Genomic DNA, 21,304 nt, shown 5'->3' with positions numbered 1-21,304 from the left:
GCAACTGAAGCGCAAAACATTACCGGAGTTTTGATCTACTTCAGCGCAGGCCTGACATTCTAGGGCCGCATCAGGCAAATCGCAAGGTTTAAGGCCGCCGCTTCGCCTTAAAATAGCCGCTAATCTGACTAGCCGGCTACAGCTGGTTAAATCTGTCACCAATTGTCCATCTGGATGTCATCGAAAAGTCATGGACGGCCCCTACTCTAGCCGCCATATCGTTATGGCTAATTCGCTAAGGAGCCCGACCATGATGAAGCTTATATTATTGACCGCACTCTTCTATCAGCCTTTGTACCCTAATGACGGTACACGCGGCGCCTCTATGCTGGAAACTGCTGCACCGCAAACTCAAGTACAGGCTTTCGAAGCCAAAGGTATCGAACTGCAAGCGTCAAACCTAGGCCTGGATGTGAGCCAACTGGAAAGTGAGATAGCTACTGAACTCGACAAGCAGCTCAAGGCGCTACATGCCGAGTTGCCGCAGCAAGGCGGCGATCAGGAGCTGCTCGCCAACCAAAATCGATAACGATTAAAGGTAAACTGGTCATTAGTCCGGGGCTGCAACCGCACTATAGGCAAGCTATTACCCAAACACTTGCGATGGTATTGCCAAGCTATTGCTATACCGGGGAAAGTCATCCAAGATTGTGCTCAAAAGGTAATGAGCTACTTAAATGACAATGAACAAGTGGGCACTGGTAACCGGCGGCGCCAAACGTATTGGTGAAGCGATCGTATTAGCCTTGCATAAGAAAGGCTTCAATATACTGCTGCACTATAACGGATCTGAGAGCGATGCAATGGCTCTCGCAGGCAAGCTTAACCTCAGCCGCGCCAACTCCTGCGTGGCAGTGCAGGCAGATCTTGCTACCGAACAAGGCCCACTTAGCCTTGTCCAACACATTAATGACCAACAACTTCCGCTTGCGGCTCTTATCAATAACGCCTCGCTGTTTATACCAGACAGCAGTATTGAAAACTGGCAGTCTAGCCAGCGGCTGTTAAACCTTAATCTGCTCGCGCCCTATCTGTTAGCCACAACACTTAGTGATAATCTTGCTAGCAATCACGGCTGCGTTATCAACCTGGTGGATATTCACGGCGACCGCCCCTTAAAACGCCATGGGCTATACTCAATATCTAAGGCAGGATTAAACATGGCGACCCGGGCCTTGGCTCAAGAGTTAGCGCCTAAAGTCAGGGTCAACGGCATATCACCAGGCGCGATACTCTGGCCATCCCAGAGCGATCAAGAGGCTATCGCTAGCGTCACTCAGGCCATTCCTCTGGCGAGAGCCGGCAGCCCCTCGGATATCGCCGATACCGTATGTTTTATCCTTGAGAGCCCCTACCTTAATGGCCAGGTCATCGCTATCGATGGCGGTCGTAGCGCAACCGGATATACAGGAGCCGACGGATGAAAATTTTTGATAAAGTGATCTGTTGTCCCCACTGTGGGCACCATCAACATATCAACTTGGATATCAGTTGTGGCGATCAGGACTACTACGACGATTGTCGAGTCTGCTGTAACCCTATCCATTTTCGAACCCACATAGACGATTCCCGGCAAAAAATTGAGGTCTATGTGGACTCGGACGATGAGCAGTACTATTAGGCTAACTAAGACTCAGTGTAGGCCAACTAAGACTCAGTGCTGCTGTGTTAATTTAGCGAGATTAGGTTACCCGCACCTGGCTACGCCTTAATCTGCGCCTCAACACCAAGCCTTATCCGTTAACCAAGACGTTTAACCCAAACGCTTGGCCAATACCCGCTCTACCGTGTCCACGATAGCCTGAGTCTGACTGTCTATCTCGATATTAAGCATGGTGCCGACAGCGACCTCGTCTAAGTTGGTGATCGCCAGGGTTTCAGGGATCAGATGCAGCATAAAGCCCGTTTCGCTGAGCTCTCCTACGGTTAGGCTACAACCATTCACGCCAACGAAACCTTTGTAGAGAATGTAGTTCATCCATTTAGGGTCGACTTCGAGACGAATATCAAAATGGGCAAGCGTATGATTCACCTCGACCACGGTTGCCTGAGTGTGCACATGACCCGATAACACATGGCCACCTATCTCGCTACCATAGGTCAAAGAACGCTCGATATTAACCTGGCTACCCACCGACAGACCGGCCAAATTGGTAAGCCTCAATGTCTCTTCCATTACATCGAAAAACACCCTATCATCTGCCATCTCGGTAACGGTCAGACAGACGCCGTTATTGGCGACACTTGCACCTCGCTGCAAGTTTTCCTTCAGGTGTGACGGCATCGCAATTTCGATTGTATTAAGACCATCTTTTTTATGGATAGCCACCACTTCACATGTGGCTTGAACAATACCTGTAAACATTTTTTACTCTCTGCATTAAGGCGTTTTCATGAATCAATTCGGCTTTCAAGCCAAAAAGCTCGTCCATCTTGCGTTACCTGTGCTGATCGCCCAGGTCACCCAAACCATGATGGGTTTTATCGATACCGTCATGGCCGGACGTGTCAGCGCATTGGATATGGCCGCGGTGGCCATCGGCGGTAGTCTGTGGCTGCCGGCGCTACTGTTCGTACAGGGTTTGCTGGTTGCCTTTACCCCTGTATTTGCCAGCCATCATGGCGCCGATAATCAGAACGCTATCAGGCCAATGGCTTTTCAGGCAGCCTATATTGCCATAATCGGTGCCGCCGTAGTGATAAGCTTTCTGCTTTTTGCGCCACAGATCTTCAAATTGATGGATTTGTTTCCCGAACTAGCCGAGCTGAGTGTCAGTTATCTCCATGGATTTGCCTGGGGCGTCCCCGCTTTCGTGCTTTATCAGGTCTTGCGAGGATGTAGCGAGGGGATCTCCTACACACTACCGACTATGGTGATAGGGTTTGTTGGCCTGGCGGTAAACATCCCCGCCAACTATATCTTCATCTATGGCCACTTAGGTGCGCCCGCGCTGGGCGGTGCGGGCTGTGGTATCGCAACGGCCCTGGTGTTCTGGGCCATGTTTATCGCCATGACCATATACATGCAGTGGCATAAGCGCTTCGCCGTTATCAAGCCGCTAGGTGCCTTCCACCTGCCGGATCTTAAGACCATGAAGAGAATGACCAAACACGGAATGCCCATCGCCATGGCCTTGTTTTTCGAGGTAAGCCTGTTTGCCATCATAGCGCTGCTGCTCGCTCCCTTGGGCGCCGATGTAGTGGCAGGCCACCAGATCGCGCTTAACTTTTCATCCATTGTATTTATGTTGCCCCTCTCAATCGGCATCGCCGTGTCGATTAGGGTCGGATACTACCTCGGCCAAGATAAGGCGGACGTGGCTAAGCTAGTGACTAAGGTCGGTCTGGTTATCGCCTTTAGCCTAGCCGCCTGCACGGCCATCATTACTGTGGTGTTGCGCACTCAGATCGCGCTGCTCTATAACCAGAACCCCGAGGTGGTCGCCCTGGCGAGCAGCCTGATGTTTCTGGCCGCTCTGTATCAGCTGTCTGACTCGGTGCAGGTGGTTACTGCAGGTGCCCTGCGGGGTTATCACGACACCCGCAGCGCCTTCTACATTACCCTTGTCTCCTATTGGGCCATCGGCATGGTGCTCGGCTATCTGCTGGCAGAAACCGACTTTCTGGTGCCCGCCATGGGCGCCCACGGCTTTTGGATTGGTCTGATCGCCGGCCTCACCAGCGCCGCACTGCTGTTTGCCTTAAGGCTTCAGTATATTCAAAAGCATCCAAAGCAACTGGCCTTGGTTGACCAGCCGATTAATCACGCCGACCTGTAGCCAAGATCAACACAGGCAAGGTGATGTTTAGCTCATGTTTAGCTAAATAATCATCATCTTGCCTGTATCTTTATTTAAACGCTTTGCCGAATATAACGACGCTTTGGCGTTAAAAAGATCAAGTTGCGCAGCAAATCACCGCTTGATTGAAAAATTACGATTTTTTACTTGCAACTCACATCACATCCCTCGTAATATAGCGCTCGTTCGCTGGCCGAGAGGTCGTGAACAGTAAAGCAGTACAACCGTAGCTCAGTTGGTTAGAGCACCACCTTGACATGGTGGGGGTCGGTGGTTCGAATCCACTCGGTTGTACCAATTTTACAAGAGATAACAGTACAACCGTAGCTCAGTTGGTTAGAGCACCACCTTGACATGGTGGGGGTCGGTGGTTCGAATCCACTCGGTTGTACCATCTTGTAAAAATATCAGCCAGCGCAAGCTGGTTTTTTTATGCCTGCTTCCTGCTATTACCTGCTCGCTCTCACATCTATTGCCCCGACACCGTCGCTAGCCACTCACCTACTTTGCACTCACCATCACCACAATTGGTTCACCACCGCCGGATCTATTGCTGGCAAGATCGGTAATACTCACCTTGGTTTTCACTCGATTGGCGATCGAGGAGTGACGCTCGAGAAACTGAAAGCTTTGTGATGCCTGATACTGGTGGGCAAACTGTGCCAGACTCACGCCATTGCAGGAGATGCTATTTACCCCGAAGCGCATGTTATGGTCATAGTTAACCAGTTTACGCTTTAACGCCGAACTGTTATCGCTACCTGCCGCGATACAGATCTTGGTCTCGGCACTACTGTCCTGCGCCACAAATCTATAATTGGCATTGGTGTTAGTGCTGGTATTAGCAGCGGCTGCTGCCTCTTCAGCCACTGCCAGCTGAGAACTCAAGCCTAAACCTAAAGCCGTAACAGCTACACCGATAGATACAAACGCCCCTGTTTTCATCTTCAACTCCTTAAGCCTTATTGATAAAGGCACCGCGATACCTTTTTATTGCCGATCCGCAAAGGCACTTAGGTCTGCATCTCATTGCATTGCCAGTCGCCTCGGCGCATCAGATCCCCTCAAGTAAAGCCCAAAAACCGCGTCAAGGTTGTTAACCCTTGATGTCAAAGTGTTGCAAGCTGTGTAGCCCAGATGATGGGAGTGGTAAACGCTGCTTATCCTACTAAAATCCTAGAGAAAAAAAGTACAACTGAGGTACACTGTTTGCTGGCGAGTGACAACAGGAGCCGGGAATGAGCCAGCGTACATTACACACCCTATTTAAACCTAAGTCGGTGGCCATCATTGGAGCCTCTAACGGCGCCAAGCGCGCCGGCAATGTTGTAATGCGCAACCTGCTCTCCAGCGGGTTTTCCGGGCCTATCATGCCGGTCACGCCAAAATACGATGCCGTGATGGGCGTGCTAGCCTACCCCAATATCGAAGCCCTGCCGCTTAAGCCAGATCTGGCCATCATCTGCACCGCAGCCAGCCGCGTCCCCGCAATCGTCGAACGTCTCGCCCAATTTGGCTGCAAGGTAGCGATTATCAATGCTTCCGGCATGGCCAATCAGCTCGATGAAGAGGGCCAGAATCTACTGACGCTGACCCGCGCCCACGCCAAACGCTACGGCATGCGTATCCTCGGCCCCAACAGCCTGGGGATGATGTTGCCCAATTTGGGGCTCAATGCCAGCCTGGCACACACCAGCGCCCTGCCCGGCAAAATCGCATTTGTCTCCCAGTCTGCCGCCATCTGCACCACGGTCCTGGACTGGGCCAACAACAAGGGAATTGGCTTCTCCTCCTTTATCTCCCTGGGCGATGCCACAGATATCGATTTCGACGAGTTGCTGGACTTTCTCGGGCGAGACTCGCGTACTACGGCGATCATGCTCTACATTGACTCTGTCAACGAGAAGCGCCATTTCCTCTCTGCCGCCCGCGCTGCAGCACGGAACAAGCCGATATTAGTGATCAAATCGGGTCGAAGCCTGGAGGGCACCACAGCCGCAAAGCTTCACACAGGCGGAGAAGTAGGTAACGACGCCGTCTACGAGGCCGCCTTCAGACGCGCGGGTATGCTGAGGGTAAACGATTTGGTGGAGCTTTTCGCCGCGGTAGAAACCCTGGCCCACTCGGCGCCCCTGCAAGGCGAGCGTTTGGCCATACTCAGTAATGGCGGCGGCCCCGCCGTATTAGGCCTGGATCAGCTAATTCTCGGCGGCGGTAAAGCCGCCACCTTAGATGATGATACCTTCGACAAACTTAACGCCTTGCTACCCGATACCTGGTCCGGGCAAAACCCAGTAGACATCGGAGGCGACGCCGATGCCAAGCGTTATACGAAGAGCCTGGATATTCTGATGAACGCCGATGTAGCCGATGCCATCTTGGTGCTGCACTCACCTTCTGCCCTCGGCGATAGCATAGAGATCGCCGACAGCATTATAGAGCTCGTCTCAAAACATCCAAGGCGTCACAAGGTTAATGTGCTCACCAACTGGAGCGGCGAAGACTCGGCCTACCAGGCCCGTAAACACTTTAACCGCGCCGGGGTGCCGACTTATCGCACGCCAGAAGGTGCGGTTGGCGCCTTCATGCACATGGTGGAATACAGACGTAACCAAAAATTGCTGCAGGAAGTACCGCAATCTATCCCGGATAATATTCCAACCGATGCCCAACTTGCGCGCTCTTTGCTGCAACGGGCGATTGCCGACAACAAGCAGGTGATCGAGACCCACGAGGCAAGTGCCATCCTCAGGGCATACGGGCTAAACACCATAGAGACGCATTTTGCCGCCAGTGCCGAGCGCGCCGCTGAAATCGCCGAGCAGATAGGCTATCCCGTCGCCCTCAAGGTGCAGTCACCGGATATTCACCATAAATCCGATGTCCACGGCGTCATGCTTAATCTCACCTCCCATCAAGAGGTGTTACAGGCCGCCGATGCCATGGTCGGGCGGGTACATTCGCTCAACCAGGACGCCGACATCCAGGGGCTGATAGTGCAGAAGATGGCGCTCACTGCCGGCACCCAGGAGATCCGCGTCGCGGTGACACACGATCCCGTATTCGGCCCGGCGATTCTGCTTGGTGAAGGCGGCTCCGAGTGGCAGCCCACCACAGATGCGGCGGTCGCCCTGCCGCCACTGAATATGACCCTGGCCCGCTACATGGTGATCCAGGCGCTGAAGACTCACAAGCTCAAAGACAGGCATCTGCCGCTGGGCTTAGACATGAACGCCCTGTGCGTCATGCTCACCCAGATCTCCCATCTCATCATAGATTGCCCCGAGATCGCGGGCTTAGATCTTAACCCTGTGTTGTGCGCCGGTGAGCAGATCACCCTGTTAGATGTGAATATTCAGCTCAATGCCAATGCCCAGGACAATACCAACCGCCTGGCGATTTGCCCCTACCCTAAGGAGCTTGAAGAACATGCGGTATTGAAAAACGGCCTCGAGATCATGCTAAGGCCTATTTTGCCGGAAGATGAGCCTAAGCATCTGGCTTTTGATAACTCCCTCTCTGACGAAGACAGATATAAACGCTATTTTGGCGTGCGCTCTAAGATGACCCATGAAGAGATGGCGGTACTGACACAGATTGACTACGCCAGGGAGATGGCCTTTATCGCTACCACTAAGGGTGCCGATGGCGATGATATTACTTTAGGCGCCGTGAGGGCTTCTATAGACCCCGACAATACCGAGGCCGAGTTTGCCATGGCGGTGCGCAGCGATCATCAGGGGATAGGCATAGGTAAACTATTACTGGAAAAATTGATCGCCTATTACAAGGCCAATGACACTGAGGTGCTTACTGGCTTCACCATGTTTGAAAACCGCAACATGGCAAGCCTGGCGAAGAAATTGGGCTTTAGTGTGACCTTCGACATGGAGGAGCACCTGATCAAGATGGACATGCCCCTCAAGCCGAAACAAGACTAGCTGGTACGCCCAGCTTATGCGCTGAGCTTGTTTACCGAACATGCTTAGCGGCTAACATCTGCTTTAAACTGCCGCTGACAGCAAGGCTAGCGCTTTACTGAGTTAGCCCTTCACACAGTTGCGGCCCGCCGACTTGGCTCTATATAGGGCTTCATCGGCGCGCACCAGATAAGACTCTCTGTCGTCATCGTGGCGCAGTGTCGCCACCCCGATGGAGACGGTGATCGCCCCAAGTGATAGCTTCTTATCTTTGCCTATGCTTAGATGGCGCTCGGCGATACGTGCCCTAAGCTGCTCGGCCACCACCATTGCACCAGAGTGCTCGGTATCGGGCAGCAGGATCACAAACTCTTCGCCGCCGTAACGCGCGACAAAGTCATCCCCCTTCACCCCTTGCTTTAACGCCAATGCGATATAGGCAAGTACCTTGTCTCCCACCAGGTGACCGTGGGTGTCATTAAACTGCTTAAAGTTGTCGATATCGACCAGCAGCAAGCTGCTAAGGCGCTGCTCTCTTCTAAATCGTTGAATATGACCCAGCACCTCCTCATCGAAGGCGCGGCGATTACGCAGCGAGGTAAGCTGATCTGTCATCACGGCAATATTGAGATCTTCCATCTCTGCCTTTAGGGCAGCAACCTCCTGATTCATCGTCTTCAGATTCGCTTCCATCTGACGATTGCTGATCACCACCTGAGACACCTCTTCGGCCAGGGTATCGACCAGGCGCTCGAGGGTCTTAGGGTCTGGGTCCTGGCTGATGTTCTGCTGAAAGGTGGTCAGGCTGAGGTTAAATTGCGCCGTACCTGCAGTGACCTCGGATAAACGGGTCATAAAATTATTGATTAAGATCTGCGTCTCTATCTGCACATTCTCGATCACTTCGGGTGACTGCTCGCGAATGAAGCTGTTATAGAGGTCGGCATTGACCTCGGTGGTAAACTGGGCGCGGCTGGCCACCAGGGTGTCGATGGCGCGCTTAAGATCCAGATTGACCCCACGGAAATACTCATACCAAACGGCATAATTATCTGGGGTTACTGGGATATTGAGTTCAGACATGCGCGGAACGGCATGCCTGAGAATTTTAGCGGAAAGTTCGGTCTCGGTAAGTTGTTTAGCCAAATTCATAGAGATTTTCGCCATTTTATTATTAGAGAAACACTAGTGCACACTAGGCGCCTTCATCCGAGTACCTTAGTGAATGAAGGCGCAATCTCTACAATAACGAAAATTTTAAGCCTTACCAGCTCTTTTTGTTGTTTTTATGTTACAAACCACTATTTTACCCGGCACGTCGCAAACAGATCCATTTCCTTGCGATACACCTCGGTCGATACGTTCATCAACCCGAGCAAGCTGGAGAAGAGGTTATCGTGGGAGAAGCCGCCCTTGGTGGCATATTCACGCAGACACTGCTTGTCTAAACCATTGTCGGAGGCAAAATCCGCTGAGAGCCAGGCTAACATAGGGATCTTGATCTGCTCATCCGGCGCAATGGCGTAAGGCGCACCATGAAGGTACATGCCACTCTCCCCCAGCGACTCGCCGTGGTCGGACACATAGAGCAAGGCAGTGTCGGCTTTGTTCTGCTGCGCCTCGAGGCGTGAGATCACCTGAGCGATAATATAGTCGGAATACAAGATGGTGTTGTCATAGGTATTCATCAGCTCTTCATCGCTGCAGTTTTGGATGTCGCTACGCTGACAATCGGGCACAAACTTGCGATGGGCTTCTGGGTAGCGCAAATAGTAAGTCGGGCCGTGTGACCCTATGATGTGCAGCACGATAAGGGTATCTTGGCTGACACCTTCGGCAAGCCGCTTATCGAGTTCATTCAGCAGCACCTGATCGTAGCAGTAGTGACCATCGCAGAGCTCTGGGTCGCTATTGAGATCTATGTTGATGTGTGTAACGCGGTCACACACGCCCTTGCAGCCACTGTCATTATCCAGCCAGTTAAGCGAGATACCGGCGTGATCCAGCACGTCCATGGCCGTGTCCTGGGCCCGTGCCTGGCGCGCGTCGTAATCTTCTCTATCCATACTCGAGAACATACAAGGCAGTGACACCGCGGTCGCCGTGCCGCATGACTCGGTATCTTTAAAAGCTATCATGTCATAGGCCTTGGTATGGGCGTTGGTTGGCTTGTCATAGCCATAATACTCATAGTTATGGGCCCTGGCGGTCTCGCCGACCACAACCACCACCAGATTAGGCTTGCCGTTATGATCTAGGGTCTGGTTCTTGGCATCTTTGCCCTGCACCTTATAGACCAGCGGTTCCTGGAAATAGTTAACCTTGACATACTTGATCATAGATCCGATGGCATAGGTAGGGACTATGTAGCGCTTCATCTGATCGTTGTTACGACCAAAGGCGACATAGTTTTGATAATAGAAGAAGCCAATCACCGCGATGCCGGCAAGCATGGCGAACATAAAGGCAAGCTTATGCAGCAGCTCTTTGACAAAAGGCTTGTAGACGATATCGGCCTTTAAGATCAGCAGCGCCGGCAACAATCCGGTCAGGGTAAAGTTTAAAATTGATGACCAGTTAAGATAGGTTAAGGCCTCGGCGCTGTTGGTCTGCACTGTGTTTTCAATCATGCCATAATCGAACACGACGCCATATTGCAGCGCCGCGAAAAACACGCTGGAAGAGATCAGAGTAACGATGATAAAAAACGGTTTAAGTAGATACTTAACCGAAAAAAGCGAGAAGATGAAGCTTAACGCGAAGATAAGAAATAGCGGAATGGTGGCGATGAAGAGGTAATTAACCTCGGCTTGTTTTTCTATACCCTGCTTAACGATCTGAAACAGCGGAATATTAAATATGCCAACATAAAATAAGGCGGTGACCAGCGTAAACTGATTCGCCGAAAGGGTTTTAACGCGTGACAGCACTGAGTGTTCTCTCTGTAAATAAACCAAAAATGACGTTAAAAAAATAACCAAGCCGCCTGTTACAACGGCCTGTTAGTCCATTAACGCCAAGACTTCTTTTTCATCTTCTGCATCATCTTCCGCATCAGAACCAAACTAGGCCTGAGTCAGAAGCAATTCATGCTCAAAGCACTTAGCGAAGTAGCAATTAGCTATCAAAAATTTGCCTTTAGTCAAAATTCAGATAGCCTCGGCGCAGAAATGTTGCGGCAATATTACCAATCAACACACCGCGCCACAATTGTAATCGCCATCCGCCTACCAACACAGGCACAGATCACCTTTGTTAACAGCTATGACTTAAGGGTGATAGCTGAAAGGCTATTTGTTAACTGACAGCTACTAGTTGCCAGTTGTTAATTGCCAGTTGTTAATCGCATAAGACTATTGACGAGCAAGGCTTTAGCACTTTGAAGTAACACTCGGGAGTTTACACACCCGAAGTGAAAAAAAAGTGTTTTTACAAACGCTACTCACCCAGTACATGAGTAGCGGGTTAAAACTCGCTGTTCATGCGCTGGAAAAAACTCAACAAGAGCTCACGTTCGCTGTCGGAGAACTTAGCGGTAAGTTGATCAGACAAGCCATGGTGCAATTGGTCATGCTCCCTGTAGACAGCCTGACCCTGCTGGGTTAATCCAACCAAAATCGAGCGTCTGTCTTGCTGGTGGGCCTTACGCGCCACCAGACCCGCCTGCTCCATCTTATCTATCTGCACCGTCAATGTACCTGTGGTGATCCCCATCTTCTCCGCCAACTCTTTCATCCGCATGTCACCATTGCCGCCCAAAATCTCTACGGCATGGATCTGAGGTAAGGAGTAGCCGGCATCCTTGACTACGGCCATCTCCCAAGACGAGAGCTTTTCATAAAATTCGACTATGGTGTGGCTCAATAGGTCATTATTCATCGTTAACGCACAATTCCTTTTTAAAGAGTTCGAAACTTAAGCTTATTCTGCCCCTTGGCATGCTACTTGGCGGCAAGTGATGAGTTCGACCGTCAGATGGTCAATACGTTCAAATTTGGCCAACTTCTGCTTGAAATAATCCAGCTCCTTCGGCGCATGGCTAACGATAGAGACCATGGCGGCATAATGATCGGCGCTAACGCGCCAGACGTGAATGTCGCTCACCTGATGATCTTGCTCGGCCTCAATCAACTCAACCATCTGCTTCACGTATTGTTTCTCTATGCTGGCATCGAGCAGAATCGGCCCAGTTTGCTTCATTAAGCCCCACGCCCAGCTGGTGATGATCACAGCGCCAACCACGCCCATTACGGGATCTAACCAAGTCAGTCCCAGATACTTACCGAACAGTAAGGCGCCAATGGCGAGCAGAGAGGTCAAAGCATCTGCCATCACATGGAAATACGCAGCGCGCAGGTTGTGATCATGATGACCCTTGTCACCGTGTGCATGCGCTTTCTCATGTTTATGCTCATGGTGATGAGCGTCATGCTCGTGGCTATCATCGTGCTCATGGCTGTGATCGTGCTCATGGCTGTGATCGTGATGATGCCCGTGACTGTGGTTATGACTGTGATCATGATGGTGCCCGTGGTGGTGTCCATGGTGGTCTTTTAGCAAAAAGACAGAAATTACATTGACCGTCAGGCCGATCACCGCCACAAAGATGGCTTCGTTAAAGTGGATCTGTTCTGGGTTAAACAGGCGGCTCACCGACTCAACCACCATAAGCAGCGCTATCAGTCCGAGCGCGACGGCACTGGTAAAGCCCCCTAAGACGCTTACCTTACCTGTACCAAAGGCAAAATCAGGACTGTTGGCATGTTTCTTCGCATAGTGATAGGCAAACAGGGTAATGAGAAACGCTGCGGCATGGGTACCCATATGCCAACCGTCGGCCAATAAGGCCATCGAACCGTATACGGTACCAGCAACAATCTCGGCAATCATGGTAAATAGGGTTAGCAGTAACACATAACGGGTGTTGCGCTCGCCATCACTGTTTAAATTAGCGAACTGGTGGCTGTGCTGCCAGGGGGCTAGATGATCCTTTACGTTAGGCATGAATGTTTCTCTATTCGTTTTTATTGGTTAGCTTTTGCTGTTTACTTTGGTTAATTAACTTTGGCTAGTTAACTTGGGTTGTTTAGCTTTTAACGGTTAACTTCTACTGGTTCGTATATAGGTTCGTAGATAGGCCCGTACTTAGTCTCGTATATTGATTCGAAGCTAGCAGTTTGTGTTTATCAGTACCCGAGACGCTCAGCCCAAATACTTTGAAAACCAAACAGTCAGCATATTAACTAGTTTGATTTTCAAAGTAAACAAATATGAGATGCTCGAATAGAAAAGTGCCATTCTCGTCACAAACCATCTTAAAAATTACCTAAAAACAATTAATTAAATTTATTTCTTTGCTTTTAACCCTTTTCCTCTATGCTAGCGTTTATACCTGGTATAACCGTTCAATTTAACGCTAGGAGCTTTCATGAAATTACCATTGAACAAATATACATCTGCCCTATTAATCGGCCTGGGTCTCTCCCTTAGCACCTTCTGTGCCCAGGCGACCAGTCCCGCCAAGCCACAGCAGTTAACCATGCCCGTCGCAATAAGCTACTCTGCAAGCGATTATCAAGCCGAGGAAGCTACTAAGATGTTTCCTGCGCCAACTGAAGGCCTGGTGCAACATATTCTTACCCTTCCAAAGCTTGCCAATGAGGGCGACTATCGCCTGGAGATCGCCATCGGCCGTAGCGAAGAGGTAGATTGCAACAAGCATGGGCTGTCGGGGGAGATAACTCAGCATACGGTAAAAGGCTGGGGCTATAACTACTATCAGGTTGATGCCATACATCAAGGTCCTAGCACCATGATGGCCTGTTTCGATAAGGCAAAGAAGACAGCGTTTCTCACCCTGCCTGAGAAGCTTACCTTAGCCTACGACAGTCGCTTACCTAAGGTGTTTTACTTGCCAACAGGTGCTCAGCTTAGATACCGCATCTGGCAGGCCAGCAGCGACTACCAGTACAGCGAAGCCAAGTAGTTCTGTTCAGCCTTACAGCCTATAGCTCATATTAATCAGATACAAAAAAACCTCTGCCTAGGCAGAGGTTTTTTATATTGCTTTCTGTATTTACAAGCAGTTATTACAGACCGTTGATAGCGTCTTTGCACAACTGGGTGATACGCGCCCAGTCGCCCTGCTCCATCGCATCGGTTGGGGCAATCCAGCTGCCGCCGATACAATCGACATTCTTAAGCGCCAAATAATCTTTGTAGCTGCTCGGAGTAATGCCGCCAGTTGGGCAGAAACGTATGTCGGCTAGCGGACCTGAGAAGGCCTTTAGCGCATTCACGCCGCCAGATGCCTCCGCTGGAAAGAACTTAAAGTTGGTGTAACCCAAGGCCATACCCGCCATCACCTCAGAGATGCTGGCAACCCCAGGGATAAGCGGTACGCTACCTTTCATCGCCGCTTTTAGCAGCTCGGGCGTGGCGCCCGGGGTGATCACAAACTGAGCGCCGGCATCGATAGCCTGCTGCAGCTGCGCTTCGTTGAGCACGGTACCCGCACCAACCAGGGCTTCGGGCACTTCTTTGGCGATCTTGGTGATCGCTTCTAGCGCACAAGGGGTACGCAGCGTCACTTCCAATACGCTGATACCACCCTCAACCAGGGCTCTGGCAAGTGGAACCGCATCCTCAATCTTATTAATCACCATGACGGGAACGATCGGGCTACGTTTAAAAATATCTTGGGGTTGAATTGACCAGTTATTCTCAGCCATTGCTAAAAGCTTCCTCAATGATTAATAATTCTCGTCTATGGTCGTGGTGCAACGTGCACCCGTCTCTGGACTACTTAAATTGGAACGCAGCGCCGCAAACAGTTCGCGGCCCATGCCGAAACTGGTACTGCGTAGATCGACTTTTTCCGCTTCACGACTCGCCAGTACAGCCTCATCGACCAGCAGGCTCACCTCACCAGTATTGGCATCGACACGAATCAGGTCACCATTTTCAACTTTAGCGATCAGACCACCGTCTAATGCTTCTGGCGTCAGATGGATCGCCGCAGGCACCTTACCGGACGCACCAGACATGCGGCCATCGGTCAGCAGCGCAACCTTAAAGCCTTTATCCTGTAGCGAGCCCAGGATAGGCGTTAACTTATGCAGCTCAGGCATACCTATCGCCTTAGGCCCCTGGCCTTTAACCACGACGACACAGTCTCTGTCGAGCTTTCCTGCCTTGAACAAGCCTTCGAGTTTGTTTTGATCGTCGATCACCACGGCTGGCGCCTCGACAAATCGGTGCGATTCGGCAACCGCTGATACCTTGATCACCGCGCGGCCCAGGTTACCCTTAAGCAGCTTCAATCCGCCGTTGGCCTGGAATGGCGACGCCACGCCCGTCAGCACCTCTGTATCCAGAGAGTCACTTGGGCCTTCGACCCAAACCAATTCATTGTCGATAAGGCGTGGCTCCTGGGTGTAACGACGCAGACCAGGACCGGCCACCGTCAGCACATCTTCATGTAGCAATCCTGCATCGAGCAGTTCCTTGATCAGGAAGGCCATACCGCCAGCGGCGTGGAAGTGGTTGATGTCGGCGTGACCGTTAGGATAAACGCGGGCGAGTAACGGCACGGCATCAGACAGCTCAGAGAAATCATCCCAGTTAACGATAATGCCGGCAGCACGGGCAGCGGCAACGATATGCATGGTCAAATTGGTTGAGCCACCCGTTGCCAGCAAGGCAACTATGCCATTGACCACAGATTTCTCGTTAACCACCTCACCGATTGGTGTGTATTGAGTACCCATCTCGGTCAGACGACACACCTGCTTTGCCGCCATCTTATTGAGGGCTTCACGCAGCGGATCGTCAGGATTCACGAATGAGGAACCTGGTAGTTGCAGGCCCATCACTTCCAGCATCAGCTGGTTGCTGTTTGCCGTACCGTAGAAGGTACAGGTGCCCGCGCTGTGATAAGACTTAGACTCGGCTTCCAAGAGCGCGGCGCGATCCACCTGCCCCTGGGCAAACTTTTGTCGAACCCGCGCCTTCTCCTTGTTAGGAATACCGGATTTCATCGGACCGGCTGGCACAAACAACATAGGCAGATGACCGAAGCTCAGAGCGCCGATCAACAGGCCAGGAACTATCTTGTCACAGATCCCCAGCAGCAAGGCGCCGTCAAACATGTTGTGAGACAGACCCACAGCCGTTGACATGGCAATTACCTCACGGCTAAGCAGACTGAGCTCCATGCCGGGTTGCCCTTGGGTCACACCGTCACACATGGCGGGCACACCGGCTGCTACCTGGGCAACACTGCCAACTTCGTGACAGGCGTCTTTCAGCAGCTGAGGGTAATGCTCGTATGGCTGATGGGCCGACAACATGTCGTTGAAGGCGGTGACAATACCTATGTTGGCTTTGTTGAATGCCTTGATGGCATTCTTATCCGCCGGACTACAGGCGGCAAAACCGTGGGCTAAGTTGCCACAGCTTAGGCTGCTGCGATGAACGCCATTGGCTTTTGCTTCGCCCAGCGCCGCAAGATACTTTGCACGAGTCGCTTGGCTTCTGGCAATGATCCTGTCGGTAACTGACTGTACTACTGAATGCATAATCGCTCCTTAAGCGCTCCAATAAACATCGACGGGTGTCTTATGCTGGGCAAGTACCGCACGTATCGGCATCGCCTTGGCATCGTCATTCTCAAGCGCTTGTCGGTAAACGGCGAGCTTCTGTTCACCGACTATGTGTAAATAGATTTGGCGTGACGCTAAAATCCCTTGCTTAGAGATGGTCATGCGTCCATGTGGCGCCTCGCCCGGATTCACCGCCAGACACAGCGCCTGGGTGCTCAGCGCCTGTTCAATCTCCTTAGCGCACGGGAACCAGGAACAGGTATGGCCGTCGTTGCCCATGCCAAGCACCACCACATCGAAGGGCCTCGGGAAGTTGGCGAGTTGCTCAATGGCCATGTCGACGCCAGCCTCTGGGGTGGCGAACATATTCTTCAGGCCGCGAAATTTGGCGCCCGCGGCGCGGTTTTGCAGCAGGTGCTGTCTCACCAAGCGCTCATTGGAATCGCTGTGTTCGCTATCGACCCAGCGCTCATCGGCCAGAGTGATATAGACATCGTTCCACTCAATCGCCTTCTGACTCAGCAGCTTGAACAGTGCCAGCGGTGTAGAGCCGCCAGACACTACTAGGCTCGCCTTACCACGGGCATCGATAGCCGCCTGAAGCTGCTCGGCGATGCGGTCGGCAAGTTGTGCCTCCAGGCTGTCTTTGCTATCAAAAGATTTGAATACGGATTCTTTAATCATCTTAAAATTCCCTTATTCGTCCCAAGAGCGGCCGTCTTTAGCGATCAAAGCAACTGATGCCACAGGGCCCCAGCTCCCGGCTGGATATGGCTTAGGCTTCTCATTGCTCTCTTCCCACGCCTGGATGATGCCGTCGACCCAGGTCCATGCCTGTTCAACTTCATCGCGGCGTACGAATAGCGCCTGATTACCCAGCATGGCTTCGAGCAGCAGACGCTCATAGGCATCGGCGATGCGGTCGTTCTTGAAGGTATCGGAGAAACTCAAGTCCAGCTTAGTGGTTTGTAGTCTTTGTTTCTGCTCAAGACCCGGCACCTTGTTCATCATCTGGATCTCAACCCCTTCGTGAGGCTGCAGACGAATCGTCAGCTTGTTTGGCGGCAGGTTACGGTAGCTTGAACGATACAGGTTGTGTGGTGGGTTCTTGAAATACACAACGATTTCAGAGCTCTTGGTCGGCATACGCTTACCGCTACGCAGATAGAAAGGCACACCGGCCCAGCGCCAGTTGTCGATATCGACACGCAGGGCGACGAAGGTTTCGGCGTGAGACTGAGTATTTGCGCCCTCTTCCTCAAGATAACCAGGCACTGGCGCCCCTTTGAGGAAACCGGCCGAGTACTGGCCGCGCACTGTGTTTTCATAGATGTTATCGGCATCTATCTTACGCAGTGACTTAAGCACTTTTACCTTCTCATCGCGAATGCTGTCTGCATCCAGGTTTACCGGCGGATCCATGGCGACCAAAGTAAGTACCTGTAGCAGGTGGTTTTGGATCATGTCGCGCATCTGACCAGCTTTATCGAAATAGCCCCAACGCCCTTCGATCCCCACCTCTTCGGCCACGGTGATCTGTACATGGTCTATCGTGCGGTTATCCCACTTAGAAGCAAATAAGGAGTTGGCGAAGCGCAGCGCGATCAGGTTCTGTACCGTCTCTTTACCTAGGTAGTGGTCGATACGATAGACCTGGTTTTCATTAAAGTAGGCGCTGACTTGATCGTTGATGACTTTAGAAGAAGCGAGATCTGAGCCAATGGGCTTTTCGAGGACGACACGGGTATCGGGATAGATAAGGTTTTGTTCATGGAGGCAACGACAGATATCGCCGAAGATAGCCGGCGGCGTCGCGAAGTAGTTCACCATGACGCGCTTCTTGGGCTCGAGGATCTCATGGAAGGCACTGTAACCTTCTGCCTCGGTGAAGTTAGTCCCAATATAAACACAGCGCTTTAGGAATCGCTCGAGGGTTTCATCACACAGGGCTTCTTTAACGAAGCTCTTTAATGCCGTGACAACCAGCTCCTGATACTCATCATGGCTAAAGGCGTCTTTGGCTACTCCGACTATCTTAGTCTCCTCATTGAGTAGACCAGCCTTATCCAGCTGATAAAGAGAAGGGAGTAACTTACGTCTGGCGAGATCGCCTTTGGTGCCGAACAATACAAAATCACAAGCTTTGGCTTCTGGTGATGTCATGCCCATAGCTTAAAAATCTCCTATGTACTGTGTCCCATCGTTTCGATGAGAAGCTCACATGTTTGTTGTAATATAACAACAGAATTTGTTAATTGCATCTAAATTTTGCAAAAAATGACCTATTAGTAAACTAGCAACGAGACACCAAAATCTGATATGCTTTTTGTGATTAAATTACTATATATAGTAGAAAGTTTGCTCTGTAGTTAGATCATAATTCGTCATATAAACCAAACTGTAGCACTTTTTGTTTGGTTCTATCATGACATAAAAGAATAAATATAATTACATTACAATCCAGTGGATGTACGCATATGAATACCCTAGAAAAGGTTCAGAAAAACCTAACACATTTCAGTAAGTCGGAACGTAAAGTGGCTGAGGTGATCCTGGCGTCACCACAAACCGCGATTCACTCCAGCATCGCCACCCTGGCCAAGATGGCCGACGTGAGTGAACCTACTGTGAACCGCTTCTGCCGCCGTCTCGACACTAAAGGCTTCCCCGATTTTAAGCTGCACTTAGCACAGAGCCTGGCCAACGGTACGCCTTATGTCAGCCGCCACGTCGAAGAAGACGACAGCCCAGACTCCTACACCACTAAGATCTTCGAATCTTCAATGGCGGCACTGGATACCGCCAGACAGAGCATGGACACAGCAGCCATCAATAAGGCGGTCGACATTCTTACTCAGGCAAAGAAGATCTCCTTCTTTGGCCTTGGCGCCTCGGCCTCTGTTGCCCATGACGCACAGAACAAATTTTTCCGCTTCAACGTCCCAGTGATCTGCTTCGACGATGTCTTGATGCAACGCATGAGCTGTATCAACAGCAGCGAAGGTGACGTGGTGGTGTTGATCAGCCACACAGGCCGTACCAAGTCACTGATTGATATCGCCCGCCTGGCCCGTGAGAACGGCGCTGCTGTGATCGCCATCACCTCTCGTAACTCGCCGCTCAGCGCCGAATGTACCCTGCCTGTGACCATGGAAGTCCCCGAAGATACCGACATGTATCTGCCCATGGCTTCACGCCTGGCTCAACTGGTCATTGTCGACGTATTGGCAACCGGTTTTACCCTGCGCCGCGGCCCACGTTTCAGAGAAAGTTTGAAGCGGGTAAAAGAGGTGTTGAAAGAGTCTCGCATAGACAAAGAAGCGACACTATAGTCCAGTTTTGTAAGGATATTAGGCGGCCCTTGTATAAGGGGCCGCCTTTTTTTCACTTTTAATCGCAGCAGTTCACAAAATTAATAATTTGAGATAGATCATTTTGTTTGTAATTTTCCTACAAAACTCCATTTTGTCTGTTAATATAGAGTAAGATTATTTAAAACTTAACGGAGTATCTCATGTTCCGCAGAACCAAAATTGTAACGACTCTGGGTCCAGCAACCGATCGTGACGACAATCTACGTCGTATCATCAAAGCTGGTGCAAACGTTGTTCGCCTAAACTTCTCTCATGGTTCACCTGAAGATCACCTGAAACGTGCCACCGACGTGCGAAATATCGCCAAAGAACTCGGTGTTCACGTTGCCATATTGGGTGATCTACAAGGCCCTAAAATCCGTGTATCAACCTTCAAAGACAACAAGAAGGTGCAACTGGATATCGGTCAGGCATTTATCCTAGATGCCGATCTCGAAAAAGGCCAAGGTGATGAGCACCAAGTGGGTATTGACTATAAAGAGCTACCACAAGATGTCACCATCGGCGATATCCTGATGCTCGACGATGGTCGTGTTCAGCTTAAAGTAGAAAAAGTTGAAGGTAATAAGGTTCACACCACAGTGACGGTTGCCGGTCCCCTGTCTAACAACAAGGGCATCAACAAGAAAGGTGGTGGTTTGTCTGCCGCGGCGTTGACCGAGAAAGACAAGCAAGACATCATCACAGCAGCGGCCATCAAGGTCGACTACCTGGCAGTTTCTTTCCCACGCAGCGGCGCCGATCTTAACTACGCCCGTGAACTGGCCCAGAAGGCTGGTAGCAATGCGCTGATCGTCTCTAAAGTCGAACGCGCCGAGGCCGTCGCCTCTGATGAAGCCATGGACGATGTGATCCTGGCCTCTGACGCCGTAATGGTTGCCCGTGGTGACCTGGGTGTTGAAATTGGTGATGCTGCCCTGGTTGCGGTGCAGAAGAAACTGATCAGCCGCTCTCGTCAGCTGAACAAGAGCGTGATCACCGCGACTCAGATGATGGAGTCCATGATCACCAGCCCAATGCCAACCCGCGCCGAAGTAATGGACGTGGCTAACGCCGTGCTCGATGGCACTGACGCCGTGATGCTTTCGGCCGAAACCGCTGCCGGTGACTTCCCAGAAGAAACCGTTAAAGCGATGGCTAACGTTTGTCTTGGCGCCGAGGCACACCCAAGCGTTCAGGTGTCTAAGCACCGTATGGATGAGCGTTTCACCTCTGTTGAAGAAACCATCGCCCTATCGACTATGTATGCGGCCAACCACCTAGAAGGCGTTAAGGCTATCGTTGCCCTGACAGAATCTGGTGCGACGCCTCAGCTTATGTCTCGTATCAGCTCTGCCCTGCCTATTCTGGCGCTGTCACGTCACGACGTGACTCTGGCTAAGATGGCACTGTATCGCGGCGTACAACCTGTCTACTTCGACTCAACTGCCTACGGCGCAGACGAGCTAGCGAAGAAGGCACTTGAAGCCCTGACCGAAGCGGGTTACCTCACATCCGGTGATATGGTACTGATGACCAAGGGTGACGCGATGGAAACTATCGGTGGCACTAACACCTGTAAGGTTCTGATCGTCGCCTAAGACTTTCAGCGACAACCTAGTGGTTCG

Annotated in this window: 19 protein-coding genes and 2 tRNA genes; 11 read left to right on the top strand and 10 right to left on the bottom strand. The window is 51.3% G+C overall.

The features are described 5' to 3' along the window. The first annotated feature begins 250 nt into the window (after window positions 1–250). The 3 genes from K0H81_RS09555 (at window position 251) to K0H81_RS09545 (ending at window position 1,621) form a co-directional block, all read left to right on the top strand. On the top strand, window positions 251–529 hold the full coding sequence (locus K0H81_RS09555) for a hypothetical protein (RefSeq protein WP_220060709.1): 279 nt from the start codon (window positions 251–253) through the stop codon (window positions 527–529). 148 nt (window positions 530–677) lie between these two features. Next, entirely contained in the window at window positions 678–1,424 is a 747-nt protein-coding gene (locus K0H81_RS09550) for an SDR family oxidoreductase (protein ID WP_220060708.1), read from the top strand. Continuing rightward, window positions 1,421–1,621, top strand: coding sequence for a CPXCG motif-containing cysteine-rich protein (locus K0H81_RS09545; RefSeq protein WP_011865833.1), 201 nt, complete (start codon window positions 1,421–1,423; stop codon window positions 1,619–1,621). The genes K0H81_RS09550 and K0H81_RS09545 overlap by 4 nt, the downstream gene beginning before the upstream one ends. A gap of 132 nt (window positions 1,622–1,753) precedes the next feature. Here K0H81_RS09545 and K0H81_RS09540 read toward each other — a convergent pair whose 3' ends face one another. Beyond that, window positions 1,754–2,365: a riboflavin synthase subunit alpha gene (locus K0H81_RS09540; RefSeq protein ID WP_220060707.1), complete on the bottom strand. Its 612-nt coding sequence runs from the start codon at window positions 2,363–2,365 to the stop codon at window positions 1,754–1,756. A gap of 28 nt (window positions 2,366–2,393) precedes the next feature. On the opposite strand from K0H81_RS09540, the gene K0H81_RS09535 reads away from it, so the two are divergent. The 3 genes from K0H81_RS09535 (at window position 2,394) to K0H81_RS09525 (ending at window position 4,194) form a co-directional block, all read left to right on the top strand. After that, the gene (locus K0H81_RS09535; RefSeq protein WP_220060706.1) at window positions 2,394–3,779 is read left to right on the top strand and encodes an MATE family efflux transporter; all 1,386 of its coding nucleotides are present in this window, start codon (window positions 2,394–2,396) and stop codon (window positions 3,777–3,779) included. 241 nt (window positions 3,780–4,020) lie between these two features. Next, window positions 4,021–4,097: transfer RNA gene (locus tag K0H81_RS09530), tRNA-Val, on the top strand. Between the two features lie 20 nt (window positions 4,098–4,117). After that, window positions 4,118–4,194, top strand: a tRNA-Val gene (locus K0H81_RS09525). Window positions 4,195–4,301: 107 nt separating this feature from the next. Here the strand turns inward: K0H81_RS09525 and K0H81_RS09520 are convergent. After that, window positions 4,302–4,745 carry a DUF3718 domain-containing protein gene (locus tag K0H81_RS09520; RefSeq protein ID WP_144204229.1) on the bottom strand — a complete coding sequence of 148 codons (444 nt, stop codon included), beginning with the start codon at window positions 4,743–4,745 and terminating at the stop codon, window positions 4,302–4,304. 293 nt (window positions 4,746–5,038) lie between these two features. Here K0H81_RS09520 and K0H81_RS09515 point away from each other — a divergent pair, with 293 nt between their 5' ends. After that, window positions 5,039–7,741, top strand: coding sequence for a bifunctional acetate--CoA ligase family protein/GNAT family N-acetyltransferase (locus K0H81_RS09515; protein WP_220060705.1), 2,703 nt, complete (start codon window positions 5,039–5,041; stop codon window positions 7,739–7,741). Between the two features lie 102 nt (window positions 7,742–7,843). Here the strand turns inward: K0H81_RS09515 and K0H81_RS09510 are convergent, their stop codons facing one another. Further along, window positions 7,844–8,872 carry a GGDEF domain-containing protein gene (locus tag K0H81_RS09510; RefSeq protein WP_220060704.1) on the bottom strand — a complete coding sequence of 343 codons (1,029 nt, stop codon included), beginning with the start codon at window positions 8,870–8,872 and terminating at the stop codon, window positions 7,844–7,846. A 149-nt stretch (window positions 8,873–9,021) separates the two neighbouring features. Beyond that, window positions 9,022–10,650: a phosphoethanolamine transferase gene (locus tag K0H81_RS09505; protein WP_220060703.1), complete on the bottom strand. Its 1,629-nt coding sequence runs from the start codon at window positions 10,648–10,650 to the stop codon at window positions 9,022–9,024. Between the two features lie 159 nt (window positions 10,651–10,809). Between K0H81_RS09505 and K0H81_RS09500 the strand changes: the two genes are divergently transcribed. Then, window positions 10,810–11,025 carry a hypothetical protein gene (locus K0H81_RS09500; protein ID WP_144204233.1) on the top strand — a complete coding sequence of 72 codons (216 nt, stop codon included), beginning with the start codon at window positions 10,810–10,812 and terminating at the stop codon, window positions 11,023–11,025. Window positions 11,026–11,185: 160 nt separating this feature from the next. Here K0H81_RS09500 and K0H81_RS09495 read toward each other — a convergent pair whose 3' ends face one another. Together K0H81_RS09495 and K0H81_RS09490 are read right to left on the bottom strand one after the other, a co-directional pair. Further along, entirely contained in the window at window positions 11,186–11,599 is a 414-nt protein-coding gene (locus K0H81_RS09495; protein ID WP_144204234.1) for a MarR family winged helix-turn-helix transcriptional regulator, read from the bottom strand. Between the two features lie 42 nt (window positions 11,600–11,641). Further along, a complete protein-coding gene (locus tag K0H81_RS09490) occupies window positions 11,642–12,724 on the bottom strand; it encodes a cation diffusion facilitator family transporter (RefSeq protein WP_220060702.1) in 1,083 nt (360 codons plus the stop codon). 424 nt (window positions 12,725–13,148) lie between these two features. Between K0H81_RS09490 and eco the strand changes: the two genes are divergently transcribed. Further along, window positions 13,149–13,706: a serine protease inhibitor ecotin gene (gene eco, locus K0H81_RS09485; protein ID WP_220060701.1), complete on the top strand. Its 558-nt coding sequence runs from the start codon at window positions 13,149–13,151 to the stop codon at window positions 13,704–13,706. A gap of 103 nt (window positions 13,707–13,809) precedes the next feature. Here the strand turns inward: eco and K0H81_RS09480 are convergent, their stop codons facing one another. Genes K0H81_RS09480 through zwf form a run of 4 tightly spaced genes read right to left on the bottom strand, consistent with a single transcriptional unit; the run spans window position 13,810 to window position 18,492 of the window. Beyond that, a complete protein-coding gene (locus K0H81_RS09480; protein WP_144204237.1) occupies window positions 13,810–14,451 on the bottom strand; it encodes a bifunctional 4-hydroxy-2-oxoglutarate aldolase/2-dehydro-3-deoxy-phosphogluconate aldolase in 642 nt (213 codons plus the stop codon). Window positions 14,452–14,472: 21 nt separating this feature from the next. Continuing rightward, on the bottom strand, window positions 14,473–16,299 hold the full coding sequence (edd, locus tag K0H81_RS09475) for a phosphogluconate dehydratase (protein WP_220060700.1): 1,827 nt from the start codon (window positions 16,297–16,299) through the stop codon (window positions 14,473–14,475). Between the two features lie 9 nt (window positions 16,300–16,308). Further along, entirely contained in the window at window positions 16,309–17,007 is a 699-nt protein-coding gene (gene pgl, locus K0H81_RS09470; protein WP_220060699.1) for a 6-phosphogluconolactonase, read from the bottom strand. A gap of 12 nt (window positions 17,008–17,019) precedes the next feature. Beyond that, the gene (gene zwf, locus K0H81_RS09465; RefSeq protein ID WP_011865846.1) at window positions 17,020–18,492 is read right to left on the bottom strand and encodes a glucose-6-phosphate dehydrogenase; all 1,473 of its coding nucleotides are present in this window, start codon (window positions 18,490–18,492) and stop codon (window positions 17,020–17,022) included. Window positions 18,493–18,800: 308 nt separating this feature from the next. On the opposite strand from zwf, the gene K0H81_RS09460 reads away from it, so the two are divergent. Continuing rightward, window positions 18,801–19,655 carry a MurR/RpiR family transcriptional regulator gene (locus K0H81_RS09460; protein WP_011865847.1) on the top strand — a complete coding sequence of 285 codons (855 nt, stop codon included), beginning with the start codon at window positions 18,801–18,803 and terminating at the stop codon, window positions 19,653–19,655. Between the two features lie 182 nt (window positions 19,656–19,837). After that, on the top strand, window positions 19,838–21,277 hold the full coding sequence (gene pyk, locus K0H81_RS09455; RefSeq protein ID WP_144204241.1) for a pyruvate kinase: 1,440 nt from the start codon (window positions 19,838–19,840) through the stop codon (window positions 21,275–21,277). The last annotated feature ends 27 nt before the right edge of the window (window positions 21,278–21,304 follow it).

It is taken from the genome of Shewanella halotolerans (assembly GCF_019457535.1).
Taxonomy (GTDB): Bacteria; Pseudomonadota; Gammaproteobacteria; order Enterobacterales; family Shewanellaceae; genus Shewanella; species Shewanella halotolerans.
The sequence above is the reverse complement of the archived record's forward strand: the minus strand, read 5'-3'. Positions and strand labels throughout refer to the sequence as shown.